Below are 21,825 nucleotides of genomic sequence, written 5' to 3' on the forward strand. Positions count from 1 at the left end.
CATGACGATGCCCCTTCGGATGCGCGTCCATCCTGGAGTGTTGGCCGTTGATGGTCATGCGGGGCCGGGGTCGGGGCAGGCTTGGCGACGTCAGACGGCGGCGCTCGGCGTCGTCAGTGTCGCGATCCTCTTACTGTTCGCCACCGATGTGCGCGCGCTCGCGACGCTGTGGTGGACCAGCACGACCTTTGGGCATTGCCTGTTCATTGCGCCCGTGGTGGCATGGCTTGTTTGGCAGCGCCGCGCCGGGCTGGCCGAGATCACACCCATCGCCTGGGCACCGGGCTTGGCGCTGGTCGCGCTGGGCGGCGTTGGGTGGCTGCTGGGCGATGCCGGCGGCGTGGCGCTTGCTCGGCATCTTGGCATTGTGCTGATGCTGCAGGGGGCAGTGGTGACTCTGCTCGGGCCCAATGTCGCGCGCGCGCTGCTGTTTCCGCTGGCTTATGCGCTGTTCCTGGTGCCGTTTGGCGAAGGGCTGGAGGGGCCGCTTCAAACCGCGACGGTCGCCATCACGATGCCGTTGCTGCATCTGTTCGGCGTGCCGGCACACGTCGATGGGGTGCTGATCACCATCCCCAATGGCTATTTCGAAGTGGCCGAGGCGTGCTCGGGCGCGAAGTTTGTGATTGCGATGATCGCGTATGGCGTCCTCGTCGCCAATGTCTGTTTCGTGTCCTGGCGCAGGCGCGCGGTGTTCCTGGTGGTGGCGCTGGTGGTGCCCGTGCTGGCCAACGGCGTACGCGCCTTCGGTACAATCTATGCGGCCTATCTCACCTCGGTCGAGCGCGCGACCGGGTTTGATCATATCGTCTATGGCTGGTTGTTCTTCGCGGTGGTGATGGCAGCGGTGTTGGCGCTCGGCTGGCGCTGGTTCGACCGTGCGCCCGATGCGCCGCTGTTCGATCCGGCAACGCTGCAAACGGTGCCGCGCTATCGGCTCGATGCGCCGTTGGCGGCGGTGCTGGTGCTGGCGCTTGCCGCGCTGTTCCCAGCCTGGTCGGCGGCGATTGCCGGGCGCGCGCAGACGCTGCCCGAGCGGATTGCGCTGCCGGACGTGGCGGGCTGGCATCGCGTCGAGCTTTCTACCCGTTCGCCTTGGTCACCCAATTATCCTGGCGCAGACCATTTTCTGCTCGGTCGCTACGGCAATGCGAAGGGCGATCAGGTCGATCTGGCCGTCGCCGTTTATGGTAGCCAGCATGAAGGCAAGGAGTTGGTGGCGTTCGGCGTCGGGGCATTGCGGGAAGATGATGTGTGGCTGCGCGTTGCCGATCTTCCCGATCTGGCGGGCGGATCGGCGATGCGCATCACTGCGCCTGGGCCGGTCGAGCGGCAAGTGGTGACCTGGTATCGCGTCGGGGACACGCTGACCTACAAGGGGCCAGTCGTGAAGCTGGAAACGCTGAAGGCCAAGCTGCTTGGCGGCCCGCAGCGCGCGGTCGCAGTGCATGTCTCGGCCGAGGCGGTCCCCGGCCATGATCCGCGCGCGGCGATGGCGGCGTTCGTCGCGGCGCTGGGGCCGATCGAACGGCTGGCCGATCGCAGTGCGGGAATGACCAACTGATGTGCGGGATTGCCGGTCTCTATTATCCCGCGACGCCAAAGCCCGTTGATCCCGCGCGGATTGCCGCGATGGCGGATGCACAAGCGCATCGTGGGCCGGATGGATCGGGCGTGTGGACCGCGCCTGGGGTGGGGCTGGGGCACCGAAGGTTGTCGATCATCGACGTTGCCGGATCGCCGCAGCCGATGGCGAGCGCCGACGGTACGCTGACCGTAACCTATAATGGCGAGATCTATAACTTCGCCGCCCTGCGCGCGGAGCTGCAGGGGCGGGGTGCGGTGTTCACGACTGCGGGCGATACCGAGGTGCTGCTGCACGGCTGGGCGGCGTGGGGCCCGGCGTTGCTCGACCGGCTGAATGGGATGTTCGCCTTCGCGCTGCACGATGCGCGGCGGCAATGTCTGTTTCTCGCGCGCGACCGCCTGGGCGTGAAACCGCTCCATTATGTCGAGCTGTCCGATGGCGCGGTGGCTTTCGCCTCGGAGTTGAAGGGGCTGCTCGCGCATCCGCTGCTGCGGCGCTCGCCCGATATTCGCGCGGTCGAGGATTATATGGCGTTTGGCTATGTGCCCGACGACACCTGTCTCGTTGCGGGGGTGAAGAAGCTGCCCGCCGGTCACAGCCTGCTGATCGAGCGCGGCAAGCCAGTGCCGGCGCCGTCGCGCTGGTGGGACGTCGATTTTTCGCGCCGCGCGACGGGGTCCGCCAAGGCGCTGGAGGAGGAGTTGGTCGCGCTGCTGCGCGATGCGGTGACCTCGCGGATGGTGTCGGATGTGCCGCTGGGCGCGTTCCTGTCGGGCGGGGTCGATAGCTCGGCGGTGGTCGCGTTGATGGCGGAGGCGTCGCGCGGCGCGGTGCGCACTTGCACGATCGGGTTTGACCAGAACAGCCTCGACGAGCGCCGCTATGCCGATGTGATCGCCGAGCGTTTTGCCACGCGGCATCGCGAGCGCGTGGTCGCAGCGGACGATTTCTCGCTGATCGATACGCTGGTCCATGCCTTTGACGAGCCCTTTGCTGATGCGTCGGCGCTGGCGACGTACCGGGTGTGCGAGCTGGCGCGCGAGGATGTGACGGTGGCGCTGTCCGGCGATGGGGCGGACGAGGCCTTTGCCGGATACCGCCGCTACAAGTTCCAGGCAGCGGAGGAGCGCGTGCGTGCGATGGTGCCGGCGTCGATCCGCTCGAATCTGTTCGGCACGCTGGGCCGCTGGTATCCCAAGGCGGATTGGGCACCGCGCCCGCTCCGCGCCAAGACGACGCTGCTTGCGCTCGCCGAGGATGGCGCGGAGGGCTATGCCCGTTCGGTCGGGGTGACCACGCCAGCCTTGCGGGCGGCGCTGTTCACCGAGCACGCCCGCGCCGCGCTCGGCGGGCATCGCGCCGAGGATCGTTATGTCCGCTCGATGCGCGACGCACCGGCACGCGATGCGCTCGATCGCGCGCAATATGCCGATTTCCAGCATTGGTTGCCCGGCGACATCCTGACCAAGGCCGACCGCACCAGCATGGCGGTGGGGCTGGAGGCGCGCGAGCCGCTGCTCGATTACCGCCTGGTCGAGTTCGCCGCCAGGCTACCCGCCGACATGCGGTTGCGCGGCGGGCAGGGGAAGTGGCTGCTCAAAAAAGCGATGGAGCGCTATCTGCCGCGCGATATTCTGTATCGCCCGAAAATGGGCTTCGTCACGCCGATCAGCGCCTGGTTTCGCGGGGCCTTGGCCGACGAGGCGGCGGCGCTGGCGTCATCGCGTGTGCTGGTGGGCTCGGGCTGGTTCGATCCCGGCGTGATCGCGAGGCTGGCGGCTGACCATCGTGCCGGGAAAGCAGAGCATGGCCGCACGCTCTGGCAATTGGTGATGTTGGACCGCGCGATGGCGCGGCTGTTTTAGGCAACTTCCACCCGTTCGTTTCGAGCGTCGTCGAGAAACCGGCCATAGCGATCGTTTCTGCTTCTCGACTTCGCTCGAAGCGAACGGAGGAGGGTAGATATTTTCTCTGCCCCGGCCATAGGGTCAGAACACCGCCATCGCCGCGTGGAGTGTCAACGCGATCAGCGCCAAGGACGCACCGAGGAAGAGCAGGAAGCGCACCGAGACCTTGTTGACGGTTGCCTGCCACACGCTGTGGGTAATGCGCAGCGCCACATAGGCCCAGGCGATCCACGCATTGACCCCGTTGCCGGTACCCGTCAGCGCAATCACCCCGCAGACGGCGTAAAACAGCGTCGGCTGCTCCATCAGATGGTTGTGGTTGTGTGCGACCCACTGGATCTTGGGTGGCAGGCGACCGTCGGCGTCGGCCGCCTTTGTGCCGACAAGTTTGGTGATGTCGACCCCTGATGCCCGCATCGCTGGCAAACGCGTCGACAGCATCCATACCAGCATCACCAGCGTCCACGCGATGAGCACGACCACCGGCTTCAGGATCTCGCTATGCATCGGTCATCTCCCCCTATTTTCTGGGAGCGTGCCCGAAAGAGTCCGGTCTCGCAATGATAGCGATGCGGAGCGCCCTTAAAGTCGGGGCAGCGCCGCGCTCCAGCGCGAGAACAGTTCGGGCCACTCGAGCCCCGGCGATCCTGCGGCCAGATGCAGCGCACCGAAGCCATGTCCGCCATGCTGGAACAGATGGGCCTCCACGGGGACCCGTTCGACCCGGGCGCGGTCGAGCATCAGCAGCGATTGCGCGATCGGGACGACACCGTCATCCATCGCATGGGCGAGGAACAGCGGTGGTGCGCTGGAATCAAGGCGGTGCGCCGGATCGTAGCGATCGAGCATAGCGGCAGATGGCTTGGGCCCGATCAAATCGTTTACCGGGTCTGCCGGATTGAAACCGGCGGTCTGGAACGAGGTCACGGCATACACCAGTCCGGCGAAATCCGGCCGGGCCGACAAGCGGTCGGCGTGGTCGACGGGCGTATAGACCGGGTCGGCATGGCCGACCGCGAGCATTCCGGCGAGGTGCCCCCCGGCGGAGAAGCCGATCGTGCCAAGCCGCGCCGGGTCGATGCCATAGCGTGTCGCATTGGCGCGGATCAGGCGCATGGCGCGCTGCGCATCCTGCAGCGGCACATCCTCACGCTTCGCCCAACCTTCTCCGGGCAAGCGATACGCGAGCACGAACACGGTAATGCCGCGCGCATTCAGCACGCGCGCAACGTCGATGCCCTCATTGCTGACCGATACGAAGCCATAGCCGCCGCCGGGGATCGACAGCACCGCGCGCCCGTCCGGCCGCTCCGGGCGGAACACGCCGACCGTGGGCACAGCAACGCCGCGCAGCCACAATTCCTTGCCCTGATAACCATCAAAGCTCGGGGCCGGGACGGGCAGGGTTGCGGGAGAGCCCGGCGCTTTGCCGGGCCACAGCGGAAAGACCTCCGCCGGTGGCCATGACGGGGCGACCGCGGGTTCCGCTGATTGCGCAAGGGCGACGGTGGGCATCCCCAGCGTCGCCCCAATTGCACCTGCCAATACCAACCGTCTGTCCAACATCGCCGCTCTCCTATGGATTCGCGGTGAGGTTAGCGGCTTTTAGTCGAAGCTGGCACCCCAGCGACGCTTGGTGCGGGTCTTCCACAGGCCGCGATGATAGGCGTCCGACGCCAGCAGCGGCATGACCGAACCGGCTTCGGCGAACACCATCTGTTCGATGCCGGTGTTGACCTTGCCCCACGAGGCCGCTTCCTGCAGCGTCGAGGACGAGCAAGCACCGTCGCGCACGTCGGCGACGGTGATCTGCACCGCATACTTATGCACCTGAACATCGTCATGGCCGAGGATTTCGGCGCAAACGACGGTGTCCTGTATGAAGTTCTTCGGCACGCCGCCGCCGATCATCAGCAAGCCGGTGGTGCCAGCCTTGATCTTGATGTCGGTCAATTCGCGGAAATCGGCGATCGCGTCGAGCACCATGTACGGCTTGCCCTCCTTCGCGCGGTCGACCTGGTGCTTGACCAGACCGAAGCCCGCCGACGAATCGACGAAGGCCGGGCAGAAGATCGGCACGTCATGCTCATAAGCGAGCTTGACCAGGCTGTTTTCCTTCTTGCCGTTCGCGACGAGATACTTGCCCATCTCGCGGATGAACTCGCGGCTCGAATAGGGGCGCGCTTCGAGCGAGTTCGCGATCTCGTAGATCGTGTGGTCGCAATCCTGGAGCTGCTCTTCGTCGATATACGTGTCGTAGATGCGGTCGATCAGCAGCGAGCGCAGCGTGTCGTCATCCGGCACTTCGAGCGCCTGATAATGCTTGTGGCCAAGGCCCTCGAAGAAATCCATGTCGACGATCGATGCGCCGGTGGCGACGACGCCGTCGATCATGTTGTTGCGCAGCAGTTCGGCATAGAGATCCATGCAGCCGCCCGCCGAAGTCGACCCGGCGATCACGAGGAAGATCGAGCAATCGGGATCGGCGAGCATCTGGTTGTAGATGTCGGTCGCGCGGCCGAGGTCGCGGCTGGTGAAGCTCATCTTCTTCATCGCGTCGACGATCGGGCGCGCGTCGAACTTGGTGATGTCGATATGCTCGACGGTGGTCGAGAGCAGCTCGGCCTTGCGGTTGGTGTTCACGATGTCGTTCATCATAGTCTCCAAATTCCCCTCCCGCTTGCGGGAGGGGTTAGGGGAGGGCAGCGGTGCTGCGCGCCTCGAAATAGAATTCCCTCCCCCAGCCCCTCCCGCAAGCGGGAGGGGTGGAAGAAGGCAGCAATGAAAGAGGAATGTTACAGCGTGACGACGTTCGAGGCGACCTCTGGCATGTCCTCGCCGTAGAGCGAGACCATCGGTTCGTCGGCGACGATCACCGTCTCGTCCGATCCGAAGCCATTGAAGGCCGTGCGCATGGCCGAGCCATAGGCACCGAGCATCCCGATTTCGAGATAGTCGCCTGCCTTCACGTCGGCCGGCAGATAGAAGGGGCCAGCCATATGGTCCATGTCGTCGCAGGTCGGGCCATAGAAGCTGAACGCCATGTCCTTCGAGCGGCTTTCCGGCTCGCGCAGCAATTCGACCGGGAAACGCCAGCCGATGTGCGCGGCATCGAACAACGCGCCATAAGCACCGTCGTTGATGTACAGCTCATCGCCGCGGCGTTTTTCGACGCGCACCACGATCGAGCTATATTCGGCGCACAAGGCACGGCCCGGCTCACACCATAGCTCGGACGAATAGCTGACCGGCAGCGATTCGAACGCACGGTGGATCGTCTCGAAATAGCGCTCGAGCGGGGGCGGCTCCATGCCCGGATAGGACGAGGGGAACCCGCCGCCGACATCGATCACGTCGACCGTCACCGCTGCATCGACGATGGCGGCGCGAACGCGCTCCATCGCATTGGCATAGGCTTCGGGCGTCATCGCCTGGCTGCCGACATGGAAGCAGATGCCAAGGGCATCCGCTGCCTGACGCGCGCGGAACAGCAGTTCCTTGGTCTCGCCGGGGGCCGCGCCGAATTTCGACGCGAGGCTCAGCTTGCTATGCTCCGACGACACGCGAAGGCGGACGCACAGCGTCAGGTCTTCGGCGTGATCGGTCGCGTCGACGATCTTCTCCAGCTCTTCCACGCTGTCGAGAGAAAACGTCTTCACGCCATAGTCGAAATACGCCGAACGGATCGCTTCGGAGGCCTTGACCGGGTGCATGAAGCACAAGGTCGCTTCCGGCAGCGTTTCCGCAACCAGACGCACTTCCGCGATCGACGCGACGTCGAAATGGGTGATGCCCGAATCCCACAGAATCTGCAGGAGAGCGGGAGACGGATTCGCCTTCACGGCATACATCGAACGACCCGGGAACTTCTCTGCGAAGAACCGGGCCGCACGCGATGCCGCATGCGGACGAACCAGCGTGACCGGCTGAACCGGCCGCTGCTTAGCGATGTCGATACCAGTGTTGGTAATCGAAGGGGTGGTCGCTAACCCCAGCGCGCGATGATGCTTGTGCAACTCAAGGGACCTCCAAGTGGCTTGCGCCTACGGTGAAAAAAGCTGCCTTGCGGTTGGAAGTCCCATGGGGCAGCGGATGGGCGAGATAGGGTCGCGTTTTTGCATTGTAAAGCGGTTTTGCGTCCACGGAGATAATTGGTGACAATTTTAAGACAGCCGACGCGGGCAGGGGTGCGCGATGCCGCCGCAAAAGTAGCTGCAGTGGTGCCGCCGACACCGCTTTTCGTAGTGGAAATTCATGGTGTTAGCGTCGCTTTCAAGGCCGAGTGCCTGCAGCCGATCGGCGCATTCAAACTGCGCGGGGCATGGCACCGATTGACTGCGATCGAACCCGCACAGCGGGGAAAAGGCGTGGTGGCTTTCTCCTCTGGGAATCACGCGCAGGGAGTCGCATGGGCGGCACGGCGACTGGAAATGCCCGCCACGATCGTGATGCCGGCCGATGCACCCAAGGCCAAGCGCGAGGGAACGCTCGCGCTCGGAGCGGAGGTGGTAAGCTATGACCGCGCGACCGAGAGCCGCGAGAAGATCGCCGCACGCCTGGCCGAGGCGCGCGGCGCGGTGCTGGTACCGAGCTTCGACGATCCCTGGGTGATCGAGGGGCAAGGCAGCGCTGGGATCGAGGCGGCGGCGCAAATGGCGGTACGCGGTTTGGGAACGCCGAGTCGCGTGCTCGTGCCATGCGGTGGTGGCGGGTTGGCGGCGGGGCTTACGCTGGCCTTGCCCGAGGCGACGATCACGGTCGTGGAACCGGAAGGGTGGGACGACATGCGCCGCTCGCTGGAGGCGGGCTGGATCGAGCCCGTCGGCGAGTCACCACCGCCGACCGCGTGCGATGCGTTGCAAACGTTACGGGTCTCTATGCTGACCTTTGACGTCCTATCCCGCCGGGGGGCGACCGGGGTGGCGGTCAGCGAGGCCGAGATCCGCACAGCGCAGCGCTGGGCGGCGGAGAAGCTGCGGCTGGTGGTGGAGCCGGGCGGCGCGGTCGGCCTGGCGGCGATCCTGGCGGGCAAGGTGCCGGTTGAGCCGGGACTTTTGGTGATCCTGTCGGGCGGGAATGTGGATCTGGCGGCTTATGGCGCGGTGCTGGCGGGCAAGGACTGAGAGCATCCGTTCGCCCTGAGCCTGTCGAAGGGGCCTGGCCAAACACGCAGCGCTGGTGGATGTCAGTGCTTCGACAAGCTCAGCACGAACGGAAAGAGAGGCACTGTGACCGCTCTAGAAAACCTCGCACCCGCGCTCGCCATGCTCGCCGCGTTCGCCTGCCTCATCGGGGGCGTGGCGCTGATCGTCAAAGGCCAGAACCGGCAAAAAGGCGTGCTGATGCTGGTAATGGCGGCGGTGCTGGTGGGCAATGTCGTGATCTGGACGCTGTAAGGCCGACCCCGCGCCGCCTGACACGGCAGCGCGGGGGGGCGGATCACTTGATCGGCGAGTTGGGGTCGAGACGCATATCGAGATATTTGTCCACGCTGCCCATCAGCTGCGGCATTTCATGCTCGAAGAAATGGTTCGCCTTGGGGATGGTGTCGTGGTGGATGGTGATGTGCTTCTGCGTGCGCAGCTTGTCGACCAGCTTCTGCGTCGCGAGCGGGGGGGAGACTTCGTCATTCTCGGCCTGGATGATGATGCCCGAAGCTGGGCAGGGCGCGAGGAAGGTGAAGTCGTACATGTTGGCGGGCGGCGCGACCGAGATGAAGCCGCGGATTTCCGGGCGGCGCATCAGCAATTGCATGCCGATCCACGCGCCGAAGCTGACGCCGGCGATCCAGGTGGTGGAGGCTTCGGGGTGGAAGCTCTGCACCCAGTCGAGCGCGCTGGCGGCATCGGACAGCTCGCCGACGCCATTGTCGAAGGTGCCCTGGCTCTTGCCGACGCCACGGAAATTGAAGCGCAGGGTCGCGAAACCGCGGCGCTGGAAGGTCTTGTAGAGTTCCATCACGATATGGTTGTTCATCGTGCCGCCGGCTTGCGGATGCGGATGGAGGATCATCGCGACGGGCGCGCGCGGGCGAGGAGCTGGCGCGAAACGACCTTCGAGACGACCATCGGGGCCGGGAAAAATGACTTCTGGCATCGGACCTGCTGACGGCAAAGGAATAGGGCTCCGTGCCCAAGGCTTGGGCAGGATGGATTGCGCGCTATATAGGCTCGCACCCCCAACGCGCAATCATTGCCGAAGGTTGACATCATTTTGCCCGAATCCCGGATCCGCCAGCGACTATATCTCGACCATGCCGCGACCACGTCGATGCGGCCCGCCGCCATTGCGGCGGTGGAGGCGGGAATGCGGGCCTGGGCCAATCCGTCGTCGCCGCATGCCGAGGGGCGCGCGGCGCGGGCAAAGCTGGAACAGGCGCGCGCGGCGATTGCTGCCGCTTATGGCTGGCGCGGCGAGACGATCCTGACCAGCGGCGCGAGCGAGTCGTTGGCGATCGCCTTGTTGCGCAGTGGGGCGGAGCGGCGGCTGATCTCGGCGGTCGAGCATGACGCGGTGATTCGCGCCGGGGGTGATGCGGGCGTGGTGCCGGTGGATGCGCAGGGGTTGCTGGATCTTGATGCGCTGGTGGCGCTGCTGGCGGGGCCGCGCCCGATCGTGGCGGTGCAGTGGTGCAATAGCGAAACGGGCGTGCGGCAGCCGATCGCGGCGATTGCCGAGCTTACCCATGCGGCGGGCGGATTGCTGCTGGTCGATGCGGCGCAAATGCCCGCCGGGGCCGATCCAGAGGTGATCGAACGCGCCGATTTCATTGCCATTTCGGGGCATAAGCGCGGCGGGCCGGTGGGGATTGGCGCGTTGTTGGTGCGCGAGTTGGCGACGCTGACGCCGACGGGCGGGCAGGAACGCGGGTATCGCGCGGGGACCGAGAATCTGCCAGGAGCGCTCGGCTTCGCAGCCGCACTGGCCGAGCCCGAGGATGTGGTACGGCAGGTGCCGCTGCGCGCGCGGCTCGACGATGCGATTGCGCGCTCGGGTGGCGAGGTGGTCGCCACAGCCGCGCCGCGTCATCCCGCGATCGGGTCGTACCGGATGCCGGGGCTCGCCGCCGCGACACAGCTTATCCGCTTCGACATGGCGGGGATTGCGGTGTCGGCGGGCAGCGCGTGTTCGTCGGGCAGCATGAAGCCGAGCCATGTGCTGGGGGCGATGGGGTGGAGCGTGGAAGCGTCGCGCGAGGTGGTTCGCGTGAGTTTCGGGCGCGATACCGGCGCGGAGGATGTCGAGCGGTTCATCACCGAATGGCGCAATGTCGCGCGCTCTGCCCGCGCGTTTGCGGCATGATCTACCTCGATTATCAGGCGACCACGCCGCTCGCGCCCGAAGCGCTCGAGGCGATGTTGCCATGGCTGCGCGACCAGCATGCCAACCCGCATTCGGCGCATGCCGCCGGGCGCAAGGCCAAGGCGGTGGTGGAGCTGGCGCGCGATCAGGTGGCCGCGCTGCTGCCGCCGGGCGGGACGCTCGCTTTCACCAGCGGCGCGACCGAGGCGCTTAACTGGGCGATCAAAGGGCTGGGCGGCTCGGTGGTGACGCTGGCGAGCGAACATGCCGCCGTGCTCGATACGGTGGCGGCGCTGCGCTCGGGCGGACAGGAGGTGACGGTGCTGCCGGTCGGGGCGGACGGGCTGGTCGATCTCGATCAGGCGCGCGCGGCGATCGTGCCGGGCACGAAACTGGTCGCGGCGATGCTGGTCAATAACGAAATCGGCGTGATCCAGCCAATCGCCGCGCTGGCCGAGATCGCCCATGCCGCAGGCGCATTGCTGCTGTGCGACGCAGTGCAGGGCTATGGGCGGGTCGACATACCGGCGACATGCGATCTGGTCGCGGTGTCGGGGCACAAGATTTACGGGCCCAAGGGCATCGGGGCCTTGTGGGTGCGCGACGGGGTTGCGCCCGCGCCGTTATTGCATGGTGGCGGGCAGGAGGCCCTCGGTCGGTCCGGCACGCTGTCGCCCGCTTTATGCGCCGGGTTCGGGACGGCGGCGGCGCTGATGGCAGTGCGGCGCGACGCGGATGCGGCGCAGGTCGAGCGACTTTGGACGCTCGCCATAGAACGCTTCGGTCCCGGCTGGTCCATCAACGGTTCGAGCGACCAGCGCTATCGCGGCAACCTCAACGTCCGGCGCGATGGGCTCGACGTGGCACGGCTGATGTCCGCCTTACGCGACGTCGCTTTCTCGGCCGGCTCGGCCTGCGCCAGTGGATCGGGCGGGGCAAGCCATGTTCTTCGTGCGATCGGCCTCACCGAGACGCAGGCTCGTTCGAGCGTTCGCCTGGGCTTCGGGCGCTATACCACGGAAGCCGAATTGACCGAGGCGATCGACCGCCTCATGCTTGCCGCCAATGCCCAAAGGATCGCCGCATGACTCATGTCCGCTTCATCGGCACCGACGGCACCATTCGCGAGGTAGTTGCCGCGCCAGGCGCGCGCCTGCTCGAAGTCGCGCAAGCCGATGGCCAGCCGCTGGAAGGCACGTGCGAGGGGCAGATGGCCTGCTCGACCTGCCATGTGATCGTCGACGTCGGCGATTTCGACAAATTGCCAGCGCCGACCGAGGACGAGGAGGATATGCTCGATCTCGCCGCGGGTGCGACGCGCACCAGTCGGCTCGCGTGCCAGATTGTACTCAGGGCGGATCTCGACGGGTTGACGGTGCGCATTCCCGGCGAAGTACGGAACATGCAGGGCCGTTGATCATTTGCCTGTGGTGCCACCTCGGCACGGTACAGGAGATGATCCCATGAAATTCGCAGCCCTGATCTCGGCGGGCCTGATTGCCGCTGCCGCCATGGCCCCCGCCAGCGCGAGCGCGCAGGTCGAGCGCCATCATGATCGCCGCGTCGAACGCACCGTTGTCCATACCGAGCGCAACCGTGGCTGGCGTCCGCACACCCGCAAAGTGTGCCGCACGGTCTATCGTCATCACCAGCGCGTACGTACCTGCCGGACGGTGCGCCGCTAAGCGCCGGTTTCGACTTCGGTCGAGACAGGCTTGATCCTTTCGCCCGACCCCGCCATAGGCAGCGCGGGAGTCGGGCGGACGTGGTCGTCGCCAACCTGGTCAGATCCGGAAGGAAGCAGCCACAACGATTTCGCTGCGGGTCGTTCCGGCTCCCACCGCGCAGCCAGCGAGAGCGAGGCTGCGCCTCGCCACGCTGACCAGCGCGGCCGGCGGGCAAGGCCCGTCCGACGACACGGCTTTGCCGGGTCGGCTCTTTCCTTTTATGAGCGGTGCGCGTGTGACGCGCCCCCTCCATCCTTCGCTAAATGCTCAGGGTCCCCAGTTTTGGGTTGACCATGCCCCGCATGGTCAAGGGTCGTCCGGGGGACGATTCGACCCAAAACTCCGTGCCGGGGAGGATCTTTGAGCTGTCGGTATGAGGTATTGGCATGGCCATGATGATCAAAACCTTGCTGGTTGCAGGACGCGACCGCCAGCGGCTGAGTGAAATCGTCCAGATCGCATCGCGCTTCGGCCTTGGCATCCTGCTCGCGCGCTTCGGCCTGGAGCGGGCCACGGCCGCTGAGGCGTTGACGGACGAACCGCAAACGCTGCCGCGACGCACCCGCCAGGCGCTGGAAGAATTGGGGCCGACCTTCGTCAAGCTCGGGCAAATCCTGGCGACGCGCGGGGATTTGTTGACGCCCGAATGGGTGGCCGAGCTCGAACACCTCCACAGCAGCGCGCCGACCCTGCCGTTCGAGACGCTCCGGCCCGCCGTCGAAGCCGCGCTGGGGCAAGCGCCGGAAACCGCGTTCGCCGGCTTCGACCCGATGCCGCTCGCCGCTGCCTCGATGGCGCAAGTCCACCGGGCGACACTGAGCGACGGGACGCAGGTGGTGCTCAAGATCCGCCGACCCGACATCCGCCCCCGCATGGAGGCGGATTTGCGGTTGATCGCCGAACTGGCGGCGCTGGCCGAAACGAGCAGCGCCGAGGCGCGGCGGTTTCGTCCGCGCGACCTGGTGCTGCAATTGGCGCAAGCGGTGCTGGAGGAACTCGATTTTACCAGCGAGGGGCGCAATGCTGACCGCCTGCGCGCCGATTTCGCGCAGGATCCGCGCGTCGTGATCCCCGAAATCCATTGGCAATGGACCTCCGAAACGCTGCTGGTGATGGATTTCATCGAGGGCGTGCCGCCGCGCGACGCGGCGACCTTGCGGGCGGCCGGGCTAGAACCTGCGGTGATCGCTGCGCTGGGGGCTGATGTCGTGCTCGATATGGTGATGATCAACGGGCGCTTTCACGGTGACCCGCATCCCGGCAATTTGCTGTGCCTGCCGGGCAACCGCATCGCGTTGCTCGATTTGGGGATGATCGGGCATGTGTCGCCAAGGCGGCGCGAGGAAGTGATCGCGTTCGTGCAGTCCTTGTCCTCGGCTGATCCCGAGCAATTGGCGGACGTGTTCGGCGCGTGGAGCGCGGGCAGCGGCGTCGCGCAGGATCGCATACAGGCAGCGGCCGAGCGGCTGATCGCGCGGCATGGCGGCGGGCCGATCAAGCTGAGCGCGATTGTGGCGGATTTGCTGCCGTTGCTGCGCGATGAAGGCATGACGATGCCGCCCGACCTGTTGCTGATGTTCAAGGCGCTGATGACGATCGACGGGGTGCTGCAGGCGATCGAACCCGATTTCGATTTGGCGAGCGCGATGCAGCGCGCCTCGCTGCGCATGGCGCGGGCGCGGCTTTCGCCCGACCATTGGGCACCGGTGCTGCAAGCGCTGGCCTGGGAGCTGAGCAAGATCGGCGGGGACGCGCCGCGCCTGGTGCGCGCGGTGATCCGGCGGCTGGAGCAGAAGCCGGTGGACGCGCCGCATGCCGATCCGTCTCGCGCGATCGTGATCGGCGCGCGCTGGATTGCGGGGGCGATCCTGGCGGCGGCGGTGGTGCTTGCGGTGGCGATGGTGCTGGGCTGAGGGGGGCATCGGGCGGACGTGGTCGTCGGCAGCTACCCTGGCAGGACTTTCGTTCCAGCTGAAAGGGGTGAAGAACCAGTGGTAAGAACCCGCTTTAGCTCTGTAACCGCGCGAACGAACGCCTCGCATGGGTTGCTGCGGCTAAACATGAATGCCTCATTGAGACCTCCCGAGGTTTTCAACCCAAGTTCACCATAAAGCATGACCGGGAGTTCTCGGTTGTCCTTAAACCGTCGGTCCCGCGAACCGTCCTTGTTCGACTTTGCCCAAACCTTACCGACTAATTTTGCGTCTCGCGGCATCCGCTCGCTTTCCGTGAAACTAACAGACGAATAGTTTATATTAAGCTCTTTAAGATCAATGATTGCAAAATCGGAGCGGGCAATGTCCACGATTAGCACGAAGCCCGGATAAAAATACGCAGTTGAGCGACCGTTCTGGACAGGAAGGGCCAGCGGCAGGTCGGCAGTATCAACAAGAGAATCTGTTCGACGCGCCAGATAGGTCACATTGCGGTCTACGACCGTACTTGCCATACTCCGAGCTTTCACCCGGTCAATCCCCTGCGATGTCTTTAGGGCCCAACAGCCCTCAGAATTGGCGATTTGGTCGAACGCTTCCAGCATACGCCGGTGCGGATCAGCAACGGCGGTGTCCATGTCGAAACTGATTGATATTCGCGATGCAGCTAAATTGCTGCTGAGCGTGGAAATTTCCACCTTGCGAAGGGCGACCGCTCTGTCTGTTCTGGCGCGGACGGATTTGGAGACGACAGAAACCAGCATGCCCCAACTGAGTGCTCGGGCCGTCCAGGAGAAGGCATGCTGTAACCGGGCCTTCTTGATGTCCGCGCGAATTTCGCGCTCTCGCATATACGTTGCGACCAAAAGGTCTTTGAACTGATTTAATCCGCTCGAGGTCATAGTGGCGACGTCGCCTCCTCCGAAATCTACTCGAGTCCCGGGAATGAGAAAACGCTCCGTCGGCAGGGGCCCAGCACGAGCCCGATCGCCGAAAACCTTAAAGCCATTGGCTGAGAGTGCGCGATCGGCTTCCCGGGAATTCCAATCGATTGTAGTGCGAACCCCGGTTCGTCGAACCGATATGCGAACCGGTGGAATAACAGTCAGTTCTCGACGAAATCGCGATGTCATAACTGTCCGCCCCGCATTGCCTGCCGATTCGGCATTTTCACAGAAGATGCGCGATGATTACCAATATCCCTCTTTAAGAACAGAATGTCGCCGATAACGGTGCGAAAAAGGGTGCATTTTGGGTAATGCCTTCTGTCGTTTAATTTTCACCGGCTCCCCTCGCAGAAGCGATTAAGCACGCGCGTCTCGATTTCACCATTTGCGTCAGCGTCCCAACCGCCCTGGCTAACTTTGCCTTCGGCCATCTCACAGCTCGGCCAACCTCTTGCGCACGTCGCGATGCTCGACGACATTGCACCAGGCAATAGCCTTGTTGGTAGTCAGCAGGCGCGGTTTGCCAGTTCAGTCCCCCCCCCCCCACACGAAGCGACGTAGCTGTCCTACAGCGTCGAGATCTTGCAGACTAACAGCGGTCGTCTCACAGCGCCGTCGCCGTCCCCCGCCGGATGCGCCGAATGTCGAGGCCGTGTTCCGTTCCGCCGGTCATAAAACAGCGTCTCAATCGCGGTTGCCCCTAACCTTAGCCTAATCTTCCGCGCATCGCGGGCGCGCGGAGGCCCGGCTTGGGGGCAGCCCTTGGGGCACCTGACACAAAACCCGCATCTCCAGCCCGCACCCATCGCCCAACCAACCCTTCGACAATTCCCCCCGCTGCCCCTAGATAGGGCAGCAATGTCCGACTCCCTGTATCCCGCTGACGAGACCCCTGGCTTCGACCTGGGCGAACCGCCTGCTCCGGCGAAGAGCGATGCGTACCGCGTGCTCGCGCGCAAATATCGGCCGCAGACCTTTGCCGAGTTGATCGGCCAGGATGCGATGGTCACCACGCTGGGCAATGCCATCCGGCGTGGGCGGCTGGCGCATGCGTTTTTGCTGACCGGCGTGCGCGGGGTCGGCAAGACCTCGACCGCGCGTCTGCTCGCCAAGGCGCTCAATTGCATCGGGCCGGACGGGCAGGGTGGTCCGACGATCAACCCGTGCGGCGTGTGCGAGCCGTGCGTCGGCATCGCCGAGGGGCGGCATATCGACGTGATCGAGATGGACGCCGCCAGCCATACCGGCGTCGACGATATGCGCGCCGTGATCGATGCCTCGCGGATGACGGCGTTCGTCGCGCGCTACAAAATCTACATCATCGACGAAGTTCATATGCTGTCGAAGAACGCGTTCAACGCGCTGCTGAAGACGCTGGAGGAACCGGCCGAGGGCGTGAAGTTCGTGCTGGCGACGACCGAGGTGAACAAGGTGCCGGTGACGGTGCTGTCGCGCTGCCAGCGCTTCGACTTGCGGCGCATTCCGGCGGATTTGCTGGCCGAACATTTCGCGCGCGTGGTCGCGGCCGAGGGTGTCGAGGCCGAGCCCGAGGCGCTGGGGCTGATCGCGCGCGCGGCGGAAGGGTCTGCGCGCGACGGGCTGTCGATCCTCGACCAGGCGATCGCCCATGCCGATATGGATGGCGGCGCGGTGAGCGCGGGCGCGGTGCGCGATATGCTGGGGCTCTCCGATCGTGGCGCGATCCGCGATTTGATGACGCTGTTGCTTTCGGGCGACGGGATCGGCGCGCTGGCGGCGCTGCGGCGGCAATATGACCTTGGGGTCGATCCGCTTGGCGTGCTGCGCGGGCTGCTGGAGACCGTCCACGCCACCACCTTGGTCAAGCTCGGCGCGGCACAGGAAGCCGGGCAAGCGACCGAGGAGCGCGAGGCGTTGCTGGGCTGGGCGTCGTCGCTGTCCTTCGCCGCATTGCACCGGCTGTGGCAGTTGCTGCTCAAGGGCCATGACGAAGTCGCACGCGCGGCGATGCCGATCGAGGCGTGCGAAATGGCGCTGCTGCGGCTGGTCCATGCCTCGACCTTGCCCGATCCGGGCGACCTGGCGCGCATGATCAGCAATGGCGTGCCGCTTGGCACCCCGTCTCCGGCCCCTGCAGCACCGGCGGCGCTTCCGGCGGCTGCTCCCGAAGCGGTGGTGACCGATCAGGACATGCCCCGCTCGATCAGCCAGATCGTTGCTTTGCTGGAGGGCGCGGGCGAGCTCGCTCTGGCGTCGCGCGTGGTGCACCACGCCAGCATCGTCAGCCTCGATGGCAGCGATCTTGTGTTGAGCTCGGCGCGACCGATTTCCCCCGATCTGGTCGCTGAATTGGCGGTCACGCTGAAGCGCGTTACCGGGCGCGGCTGGAAAGTGACGACCGCACCGACGCCAGGCGCGCCGACGGTGCGCGAGGCCGAGGCGGCGCAGCGCGAGGCGTTCAAGGCCGAAATTCTGGCGGTGCCGGTGATCGCCGCCGCGCTGGAGGCGTTTCCCGACGCCGAAGTTCCCGAAACCGAAATCGACCGCCTGCTGGCGGCGAAACGGAGTGTAACCGCATGAAAAGCATCGAAGACATCATGGCGATGGCGCAAAACGTCCAGGCCGAACTGACCAAGGCGCAGGACGGGCTCGACAAGATCGAGGTCGAGGGCGTCGCGGGCGGTGGTTTGGTCAAGGTGCGCGCCTCGGCCAAGGGGCGGATCATCGGCATCGACATCGACGAATCGTTGTTGCAACCGAGCGAAAAGCAAATCGTCGAGGATCTCGTCGTCGCCGCGTTCAACGACGCCAAGGCCAAGGCCGATGCAGCGTCGGGTGCCGAAATGGCCAAGATGACCAGCGGCATCCCGCTGCCGCCGGGGTTCAAGCTGCCGTTCTGATCGCGGTGCGATAACGGAACGATCGCCCGTGCAACCCGTTCAACCCTGCAGATAAAAGCAGGAGGATAGCATGAGCGAGCAAGTAACCGAGACGCCCCATACCACTGTGATCGAACGTCGCAGCGGCGGCGGGGCCGCGATCTTCATCGGCATTGTTCTGTTGATCGCGGTCGCGGTCGGTGCCTTCTATCTCTTCAACAAGAGCCAGAACGACAACGCCCGTACCGATGCGATTGCGGGCGCTGCCAAGGACGTCGGCGACAGCGCGAAGAAGGTCGGCGACAGCGCCTCCAAGGCAGCCGACGACGCGACCAAATAAGGCCTAGCGCAGGCAGCGATCCAGTCCGTCGTTGCGGACGACGCCCACCCGGCGGGTGATGGCGTTGCCGTGGCGGCGGGTAAAGCCACGGGGCGCGATCGCGGCGCGTTTCTTGGGCAGCGGCAGGACGGCGGCGATGCGGCCCGCTTCGTCAGGCGTCAAATGCGACGCGTCATGGCCGAAATACCGCCGTGACGCTGCGTCGACGCCATAGGTGCCAATGCCGGTCTCGGCTACGTTCAGATACACTTCCATGATGCGGCGCTTGCCCCAGATGTTCTCGATCAGGACGGTGAAATACGCCTCCAGCGCCTTGCGGGCATAGCCGCCGCCCTGGATCAGGAAGACGTTCTTGGCAGTCTGCTGGCTGATCGTCGATCCACCGCGAATGCGCCCGCCGCGGGCATTGCGGGCATAGGCCGTTTCGATCGCCTGCAGATCAAACCCATTGTGCAAACAGAAGCGCGAATCTTCGCCCGCAATCGCGGCGCGCGCCATATTGGGATCGATCTGCGACAGCGGACGCCAGGATTTGTCGATGCCGTGGCCACCCAGCGCATCGCCAACCATCGTCAGCGTAATCGGTGGCGGCACGAAGCGATACAATACGACCATGAAGATCGACAGGATCACGAACGCGACAACGGCGCGTACGGCCCAGCCCAGCACCCGTCCGACCAGACCACGTTTCCGGCGAGGGCGCTCACGCTGGTTCAGCTGAGGTTGCGGCACATGCGTTCCGACATTGACGTTCCCCGGCTCCATGACATGCTCCCGCAGCATTCCGTAGCGCGGGAGCATTGTCGAGGAAAGGAACGCGCTGCGCTCAGGCGGCGACCAGCATCCGATTGTCGCCGGCGATGCGCATCATCGCCTTTTGCAGCTTTTCAAAGGCGCGTACCTCGATCTGGCGAACCCGCTCGCGCGAGACGCCATAGACCTGGCTCAGTTCCTCGAGCGTCTTGGGCTCGTCGGTCAGGCGACGCTCGGTCAGGATGAACTTCTCGCGCTCATTGAGATCGTCCATCGCTGCGGTCAGCATTTCGTGGCGAACGTCGGCTTCCTGCGCCTCGGCGACCACGGAGTCCTGCAAGGGCGAGTCGTCGGCAAGCCAATCCTGCCACTGGCCTTCGCCATCCTCGCGCATCGGCACGTTGAGCGAGGTGTCGCCGCCCATTGCCATGCGGCGGTTCATGCTGGTGACTTCCTCCTCGGTCACGCCGAGATCCTTGGCGATCTTGGCGAGATGTTCGGGGGAAAGGTCGCCATCCTCGAACGCGTCGAGCTTGGACTTCATCCGGCGCAGGTTGAAGAACAGCTTCTTCTGCGCGGCGGTGGTGCCCATTTTTACCAGGCTCCACGAGCGCAGGATGAATTCCTGGATCGAGGCGCGGATCCACCACATCGCATACGTGGCAAGGCGGAAGCCGCGATCGGCCTCGAACTTCTTAACGCCTTGCATCAGGCCGATATTGCCCTCCGAGATCAACTCGGACACGGGCAGGCCATAGCCGCGATAGCCCATCGCGATCTTCGCCACGAGGCGAAGGTGCGAGGTGACCAACTGCGCGGCGGCGTCGGTGTCGCCATGTTCCTCAAAGCGCTTGGCGAGCATATATTCCTGCTCGGGCGCGAGGATCGGAAATTTCTTGATCTCCGACAGGTAGCGATTGAGGCTCGCCTCGCCGCCAAGGGCGGGGATCGTCGCGGGGACGTTGCTGCGGGCTGCCATGATCGTGTCTCCCTTTATCGAAGCTGGAACATGCCCAAGGCACACGCCAGCCGAAAGCTATACAAACATTCTATAGAACAGTTCCTGCATGTCGGCAGGCATTTCGCTATCGAACGCCAAAGCGTTACTTGTCACCGGATGAATGAACCCCAAACGGGCGGCGTGCAACGCCTGGCGGCGGAAACCCAAGGTTTCCAAAGTGGCTTTGTGGGCCTGCTTTGTTCTACCGTAAACCGGGTCGCCGAGCAAGGGGTGCCCGAGCGAGGCCATATGCACCCGGACCTGGTGCGTGCGACCCGTCTCCAGTCGGCATTCGACCAGTGCGGCGTCCCTTAAGCGTTCGATCGTGGTGAAATGCGTCACCGCGCGCTTGCCGCCGGGGACGATCGCGATTTTCTTGCGGTTGGAGGGCGATCGCGCGAGCGGGGCGTCGACCGTGCCCGCGGGCGGAGCAGGCTGCCCCGACACGATCGCCTTGTAACGCCGGTCGATGCTATGGTCGTGAAATTGCTTCGCCAAGCCCTCATGCGCGCGATCGGTCTTGGCGGCGACCATCAGGCCCGACGTGTCCTTGTCGATGCGGTGGACGATGCCCGGCCGGGCGACGCCGCCAATCCCGGAGAGATTGCCCGCGCAATGGTGGAGCAGCGCGTTGACCAAGGTGCCGTCGGCATTCCCCGCCGCCGGATGGACGACCAGCCCGGCCTGTTTGTCGATCACGATCAGCTCGTCGTCTTCAAAGACGACGTTAAGCGCGATGTCCTGCGCTTCGTTATGCGATGGCGTGGGGGCGGGGACTGCGACCAGATACAGGCCACCGGCAATCGCCTTGCCCGATGGATCGTTGGCGACATGACCGCGCGGGTCGGTGACGGCACCGCTTGCGATCAATGCCTTCAGCCGCTCGCGCGAAACATCGGGCAGCGCGTCGGCCAGCGCGCGGTCGAGGCGCAAACCCTGCGCAGTCGCGGAAACCCGTGCTTCAAGAGTGGCAACCCCCCGGTTCATGGACTAGAATCTGGGCATGACGTTGGAGATTTCAAGCACTCTGCTGGCCCGATTGCTAAACGAGGCCGCAAATGCGCCCGAACAGGAGGTGTGCGGCCTGCTCTTCGGCACGGCGGAACGGCTTGATGCGGTGCGACCGTGCCGCAATGTTGCAGCGGAGCCGGACCGGGCTTTCGAGATCGATCCTGCGGCGTTGATCGCGGCGCATCGGGCCACGCGCGACGGTGGGCCGGCGATTATCGGATGCTACCATTCGCACCCCAATGGGGCCGCAACTCCCTCCGCCCGCGACGCGGCGGCCGCCGCGCCCGATGGTGCGCTGTGGATCATCATCGCGGATCCGCAGGTGGCGTGTTACCGTGCGGTTTGCGATGGTGCGTATGTCGGACGGTTCGACCCCGTGCCCTATCGGATCGAGACAGCCTGACGCCAACTAAGGACACAGTGGCTTGCTTCCTCCGCCGTGCATCGCCAGAAGAGCG

At 65.0% G+C, this 21,825-nt stretch carries 22 protein-coding genes and 1 other RNA gene; 14 read left to right on the forward strand and 9 right to left on the reverse strand.

Features of this window, described 5'->3' with window-relative positions:
* The first annotated feature begins 1 nt into the window (after nucleotide 1).
* Nucleotides 2-1,564: an exosortase A gene (xrtA, locus tag ACP7BY_RS15650; protein WP_249340780.1), complete on the forward strand. Its 1,563-nt coding sequence runs from the start codon at nucleotides 2-4 to the stop codon at nucleotides 1,562-1,564.
* Entirely contained in the window at nucleotides 1,564-3,453 is a 1,890-nt protein-coding gene (locus ACP7BY_RS15655) for an XrtA/PEP-CTERM system amidotransferase (RefSeq protein WP_033962907.1), read from the forward strand. The genes xrtA and ACP7BY_RS15655 overlap by 1 nt, the downstream gene beginning before the upstream one ends.
* Nucleotides 3,454-3,576: 123 nt before the next feature.
* On the opposite strand, the gene ACP7BY_RS15660 is transcribed toward ACP7BY_RS15655, so the two are convergent.
* The 4 genes from ACP7BY_RS15660 to ACP7BY_RS15675 all read right to left on the reverse strand — a co-directional run bounded on the left by ACP7BY_RS15660 (nucleotide 3,577) and on the right by ACP7BY_RS15675 (nucleotide 7,511).
* Complete coding sequence (locus ACP7BY_RS15660; RefSeq protein ID WP_033962906.1) at nucleotides 3,577-4,002, reverse strand: MAPEG family protein; 426 nt, start codon at nucleotides 4,000-4,002, stop codon at nucleotides 3,577-3,579.
* A gap of 75 nt (nucleotides 4,003-4,077) precedes the next feature.
* A complete protein-coding gene (locus tag ACP7BY_RS15665; RefSeq protein WP_033962903.1) occupies nucleotides 4,078-5,061 on the reverse strand; it encodes an alpha/beta hydrolase in 984 nt (327 codons plus the stop codon).
* A 39-nt stretch (nucleotides 5,062-5,100) separates the two neighbouring features.
* Complete coding sequence (locus tag ACP7BY_RS15670) at nucleotides 5,101-6,150, reverse strand: 1,9-bis(guanidino)-5-aza-nonane synthase (protein ID WP_033962969.1); 1,050 nt, start codon at nucleotides 6,148-6,150, stop codon at nucleotides 5,101-5,103.
* Nucleotides 6,151-6,290: 140 nt separating this feature from the next.
* Nucleotides 6,291-7,511 carry a type III PLP-dependent enzyme gene (locus ACP7BY_RS15675; protein ID WP_137902278.1) on the reverse strand — a complete coding sequence of 407 codons (1,221 nt, stop codon included), beginning with the start codon at nucleotides 7,509-7,511 and terminating at the stop codon, nucleotides 6,291-6,293.
* 138 nt (nucleotides 7,512-7,649) lie between these two features.
* Here ACP7BY_RS15675 and ACP7BY_RS15680 point away from each other — a divergent pair, with 138 nt between their 5' ends.
* Together ACP7BY_RS15680 and ACP7BY_RS15685 are read left to right on the forward strand one after the other, a co-directional pair.
* Nucleotides 7,650-8,618: a threonine ammonia-lyase gene (locus tag ACP7BY_RS15680; protein WP_249340781.1), complete on the forward strand. Its 969-nt coding sequence runs from the start codon at nucleotides 7,650-7,652 to the stop codon at nucleotides 8,616-8,618.
* Between the two features lie 105 nt (nucleotides 8,619-8,723).
* Nucleotides 8,724-8,891, forward strand: coding sequence for a hypothetical protein (locus ACP7BY_RS15685; protein ID WP_033963774.1), 168 nt, complete (start codon nucleotides 8,724-8,726; stop codon nucleotides 8,889-8,891).
* 43 nt (nucleotides 8,892-8,934) lie between these two features.
* Here ACP7BY_RS15685 and ACP7BY_RS15690 read toward each other — a convergent pair whose 3' ends face one another.
* Nucleotides 8,935-9,591 carry an alpha/beta hydrolase gene (locus tag ACP7BY_RS15690; RefSeq protein WP_010402947.1) on the reverse strand — a complete coding sequence of 219 codons (657 nt, stop codon included), beginning with the start codon at nucleotides 9,589-9,591 and terminating at the stop codon, nucleotides 8,935-8,937.
* A 174-nt stretch (nucleotides 9,592-9,765) separates the two neighbouring features.
* Here ACP7BY_RS15690 and ACP7BY_RS15695 point away from each other — a divergent pair, with 174 nt between their 5' ends.
* The 6 genes from ACP7BY_RS15695 (at nucleotide 9,766) to ACP7BY_RS15720 (ending at nucleotide 14,437) form a co-directional block, all read left to right on the forward strand.
* Nucleotides 9,766-10,797 carry a cysteine desulfurase family protein gene (locus ACP7BY_RS15695; RefSeq protein ID WP_052192137.1) on the forward strand — a complete coding sequence of 344 codons (1,032 nt, stop codon included), beginning with the start codon at nucleotides 9,766-9,768 and terminating at the stop codon, nucleotides 10,795-10,797.
* Nucleotides 10,794-11,885 (forward strand): cysteine desulfurase family protein, encoded by a 1,092-nt coding sequence (locus ACP7BY_RS15700; RefSeq protein WP_137902279.1) that lies wholly within the window; start codon nucleotides 10,794-10,796, stop codon nucleotides 11,883-11,885. The genes ACP7BY_RS15695 and ACP7BY_RS15700 overlap by 4 nt, the downstream gene beginning before the upstream one ends.
* Nucleotides 11,882-12,214 (forward strand): 2Fe-2S iron-sulfur cluster-binding protein, encoded by a 333-nt coding sequence (locus ACP7BY_RS15705; protein WP_033963775.1) that lies wholly within the window; start codon nucleotides 11,882-11,884, stop codon nucleotides 12,212-12,214. Before ACP7BY_RS15700 ends, ACP7BY_RS15705 begins: the two co-directional genes overlap by 4 nt.
* Before the next feature lie 46 nt (nucleotides 12,215-12,260).
* Nucleotides 12,261-12,482: a hypothetical protein gene (locus ACP7BY_RS15710; protein WP_033963777.1), complete on the forward strand. Its 222-nt coding sequence runs from the start codon at nucleotides 12,261-12,263 to the stop codon at nucleotides 12,480-12,482.
* A 62-nt stretch (nucleotides 12,483-12,544) separates the two neighbouring features.
* Nucleotides 12,545-12,642: signal recognition particle sRNA small type (gene ffs, locus ACP7BY_RS15715), an RNA gene on the forward strand.
* 277 nt (nucleotides 12,643-12,919) lie between these two features.
* Nucleotides 12,920-14,437: an ABC1 kinase family protein gene (locus tag ACP7BY_RS15720; RefSeq protein WP_033963852.1), complete on the forward strand. Its 1,518-nt coding sequence runs from the start codon at nucleotides 12,920-12,922 to the stop codon at nucleotides 14,435-14,437.
* Nucleotides 14,438-14,469: 32 nt separating this feature from the next.
* Here ACP7BY_RS15720 and ACP7BY_RS15725 read toward each other — a convergent pair whose 3' ends face one another.
* Nucleotides 14,470-15,360 (reverse strand): hypothetical protein, encoded by an 891-nt coding sequence (locus ACP7BY_RS15725; protein ID WP_033963778.1) that lies wholly within the window; start codon nucleotides 15,358-15,360, stop codon nucleotides 14,470-14,472.
* Between the two features lie 903 nt (nucleotides 15,361-16,263).
* On the opposite strand from ACP7BY_RS15725, the gene ACP7BY_RS15730 reads away from it, so the two are divergent.
* The 3 genes from ACP7BY_RS15730 (at nucleotide 16,264) to ACP7BY_RS15740 (ending at nucleotide 18,603) form a co-directional block, all read left to right on the forward strand.
* The gene (locus ACP7BY_RS15730; RefSeq protein WP_137902280.1) at nucleotides 16,264-17,964 is read left to right on the forward strand and encodes a DNA polymerase III subunit gamma/tau; all 1,701 of its coding nucleotides are present in this window, start codon (nucleotides 16,264-16,266) and stop codon (nucleotides 17,962-17,964) included.
* Nucleotides 17,961-18,284: a YbaB/EbfC family nucleoid-associated protein gene (locus ACP7BY_RS15735; protein ID WP_033963779.1), complete on the forward strand. Its 324-nt coding sequence runs from the start codon at nucleotides 17,961-17,963 to the stop codon at nucleotides 18,282-18,284. The genes ACP7BY_RS15730 and ACP7BY_RS15735 overlap by 4 nt, the downstream gene beginning before the upstream one ends.
* A 70-nt stretch (nucleotides 18,285-18,354) precedes the next feature.
* The gene (locus tag ACP7BY_RS15740; RefSeq protein WP_033963780.1) at nucleotides 18,355-18,603 is read left to right on the forward strand and encodes a hypothetical protein; all 249 of its coding nucleotides are present in this window, start codon (nucleotides 18,355-18,357) and stop codon (nucleotides 18,601-18,603) included.
* A gap of 3 nt (nucleotides 18,604-18,606) precedes the next feature.
* Here ACP7BY_RS15740 and mtgA read toward each other — a convergent pair whose 3' ends face one another.
* The 3 genes from mtgA to ACP7BY_RS15755 form a co-directional block, all read right to left on the reverse strand.
* Nucleotides 18,607-19,368, reverse strand: a complete 762-nt coding sequence (gene mtgA / locus ACP7BY_RS15745) for a monofunctional biosynthetic peptidoglycan transglycosylase (protein ID WP_231564923.1) — start codon at nucleotides 19,366-19,368, stop codon at nucleotides 18,607-18,609.
* Nucleotides 19,369-19,429: 61 nt separating this feature from the next.
* The gene (gene rpoH / locus ACP7BY_RS15750) at nucleotides 19,430-20,335 is read right to left on the reverse strand and encodes an RNA polymerase sigma factor RpoH (RefSeq protein ID WP_033963781.1); all 906 of its coding nucleotides are present in this window, start codon (nucleotides 20,333-20,335) and stop codon (nucleotides 19,430-19,432) included.
* 57 nt (nucleotides 20,336-20,392) lie between these two features.
* Nucleotides 20,393-21,343 (reverse strand): RluA family pseudouridine synthase, encoded by a 951-nt coding sequence (locus ACP7BY_RS15755; RefSeq protein WP_033963782.1) that lies wholly within the window; start codon nucleotides 21,341-21,343, stop codon nucleotides 20,393-20,395.
* A gap of 16 nt (nucleotides 21,344-21,359) precedes the next feature.
* Between ACP7BY_RS15755 and ACP7BY_RS15760 the strand changes: the two genes are divergently transcribed.
* Complete coding sequence (locus tag ACP7BY_RS15760) at nucleotides 21,360-21,770, forward strand: M67 family metallopeptidase (protein WP_033963784.1); 411 nt, start codon at nucleotides 21,360-21,362, stop codon at nucleotides 21,768-21,770.
* Nucleotides 21,771-21,825: the final 55 nt, after the last annotated feature.

The sequence above is a fragment of the Sphingomonas sp. PSPC2-2 genome (genome assembly GCF_049897725.1).
GTDB lineage: Bacteria > Pseudomonadota > Alphaproteobacteria > Sphingomonadales > Sphingomonadaceae > Sphingomonas.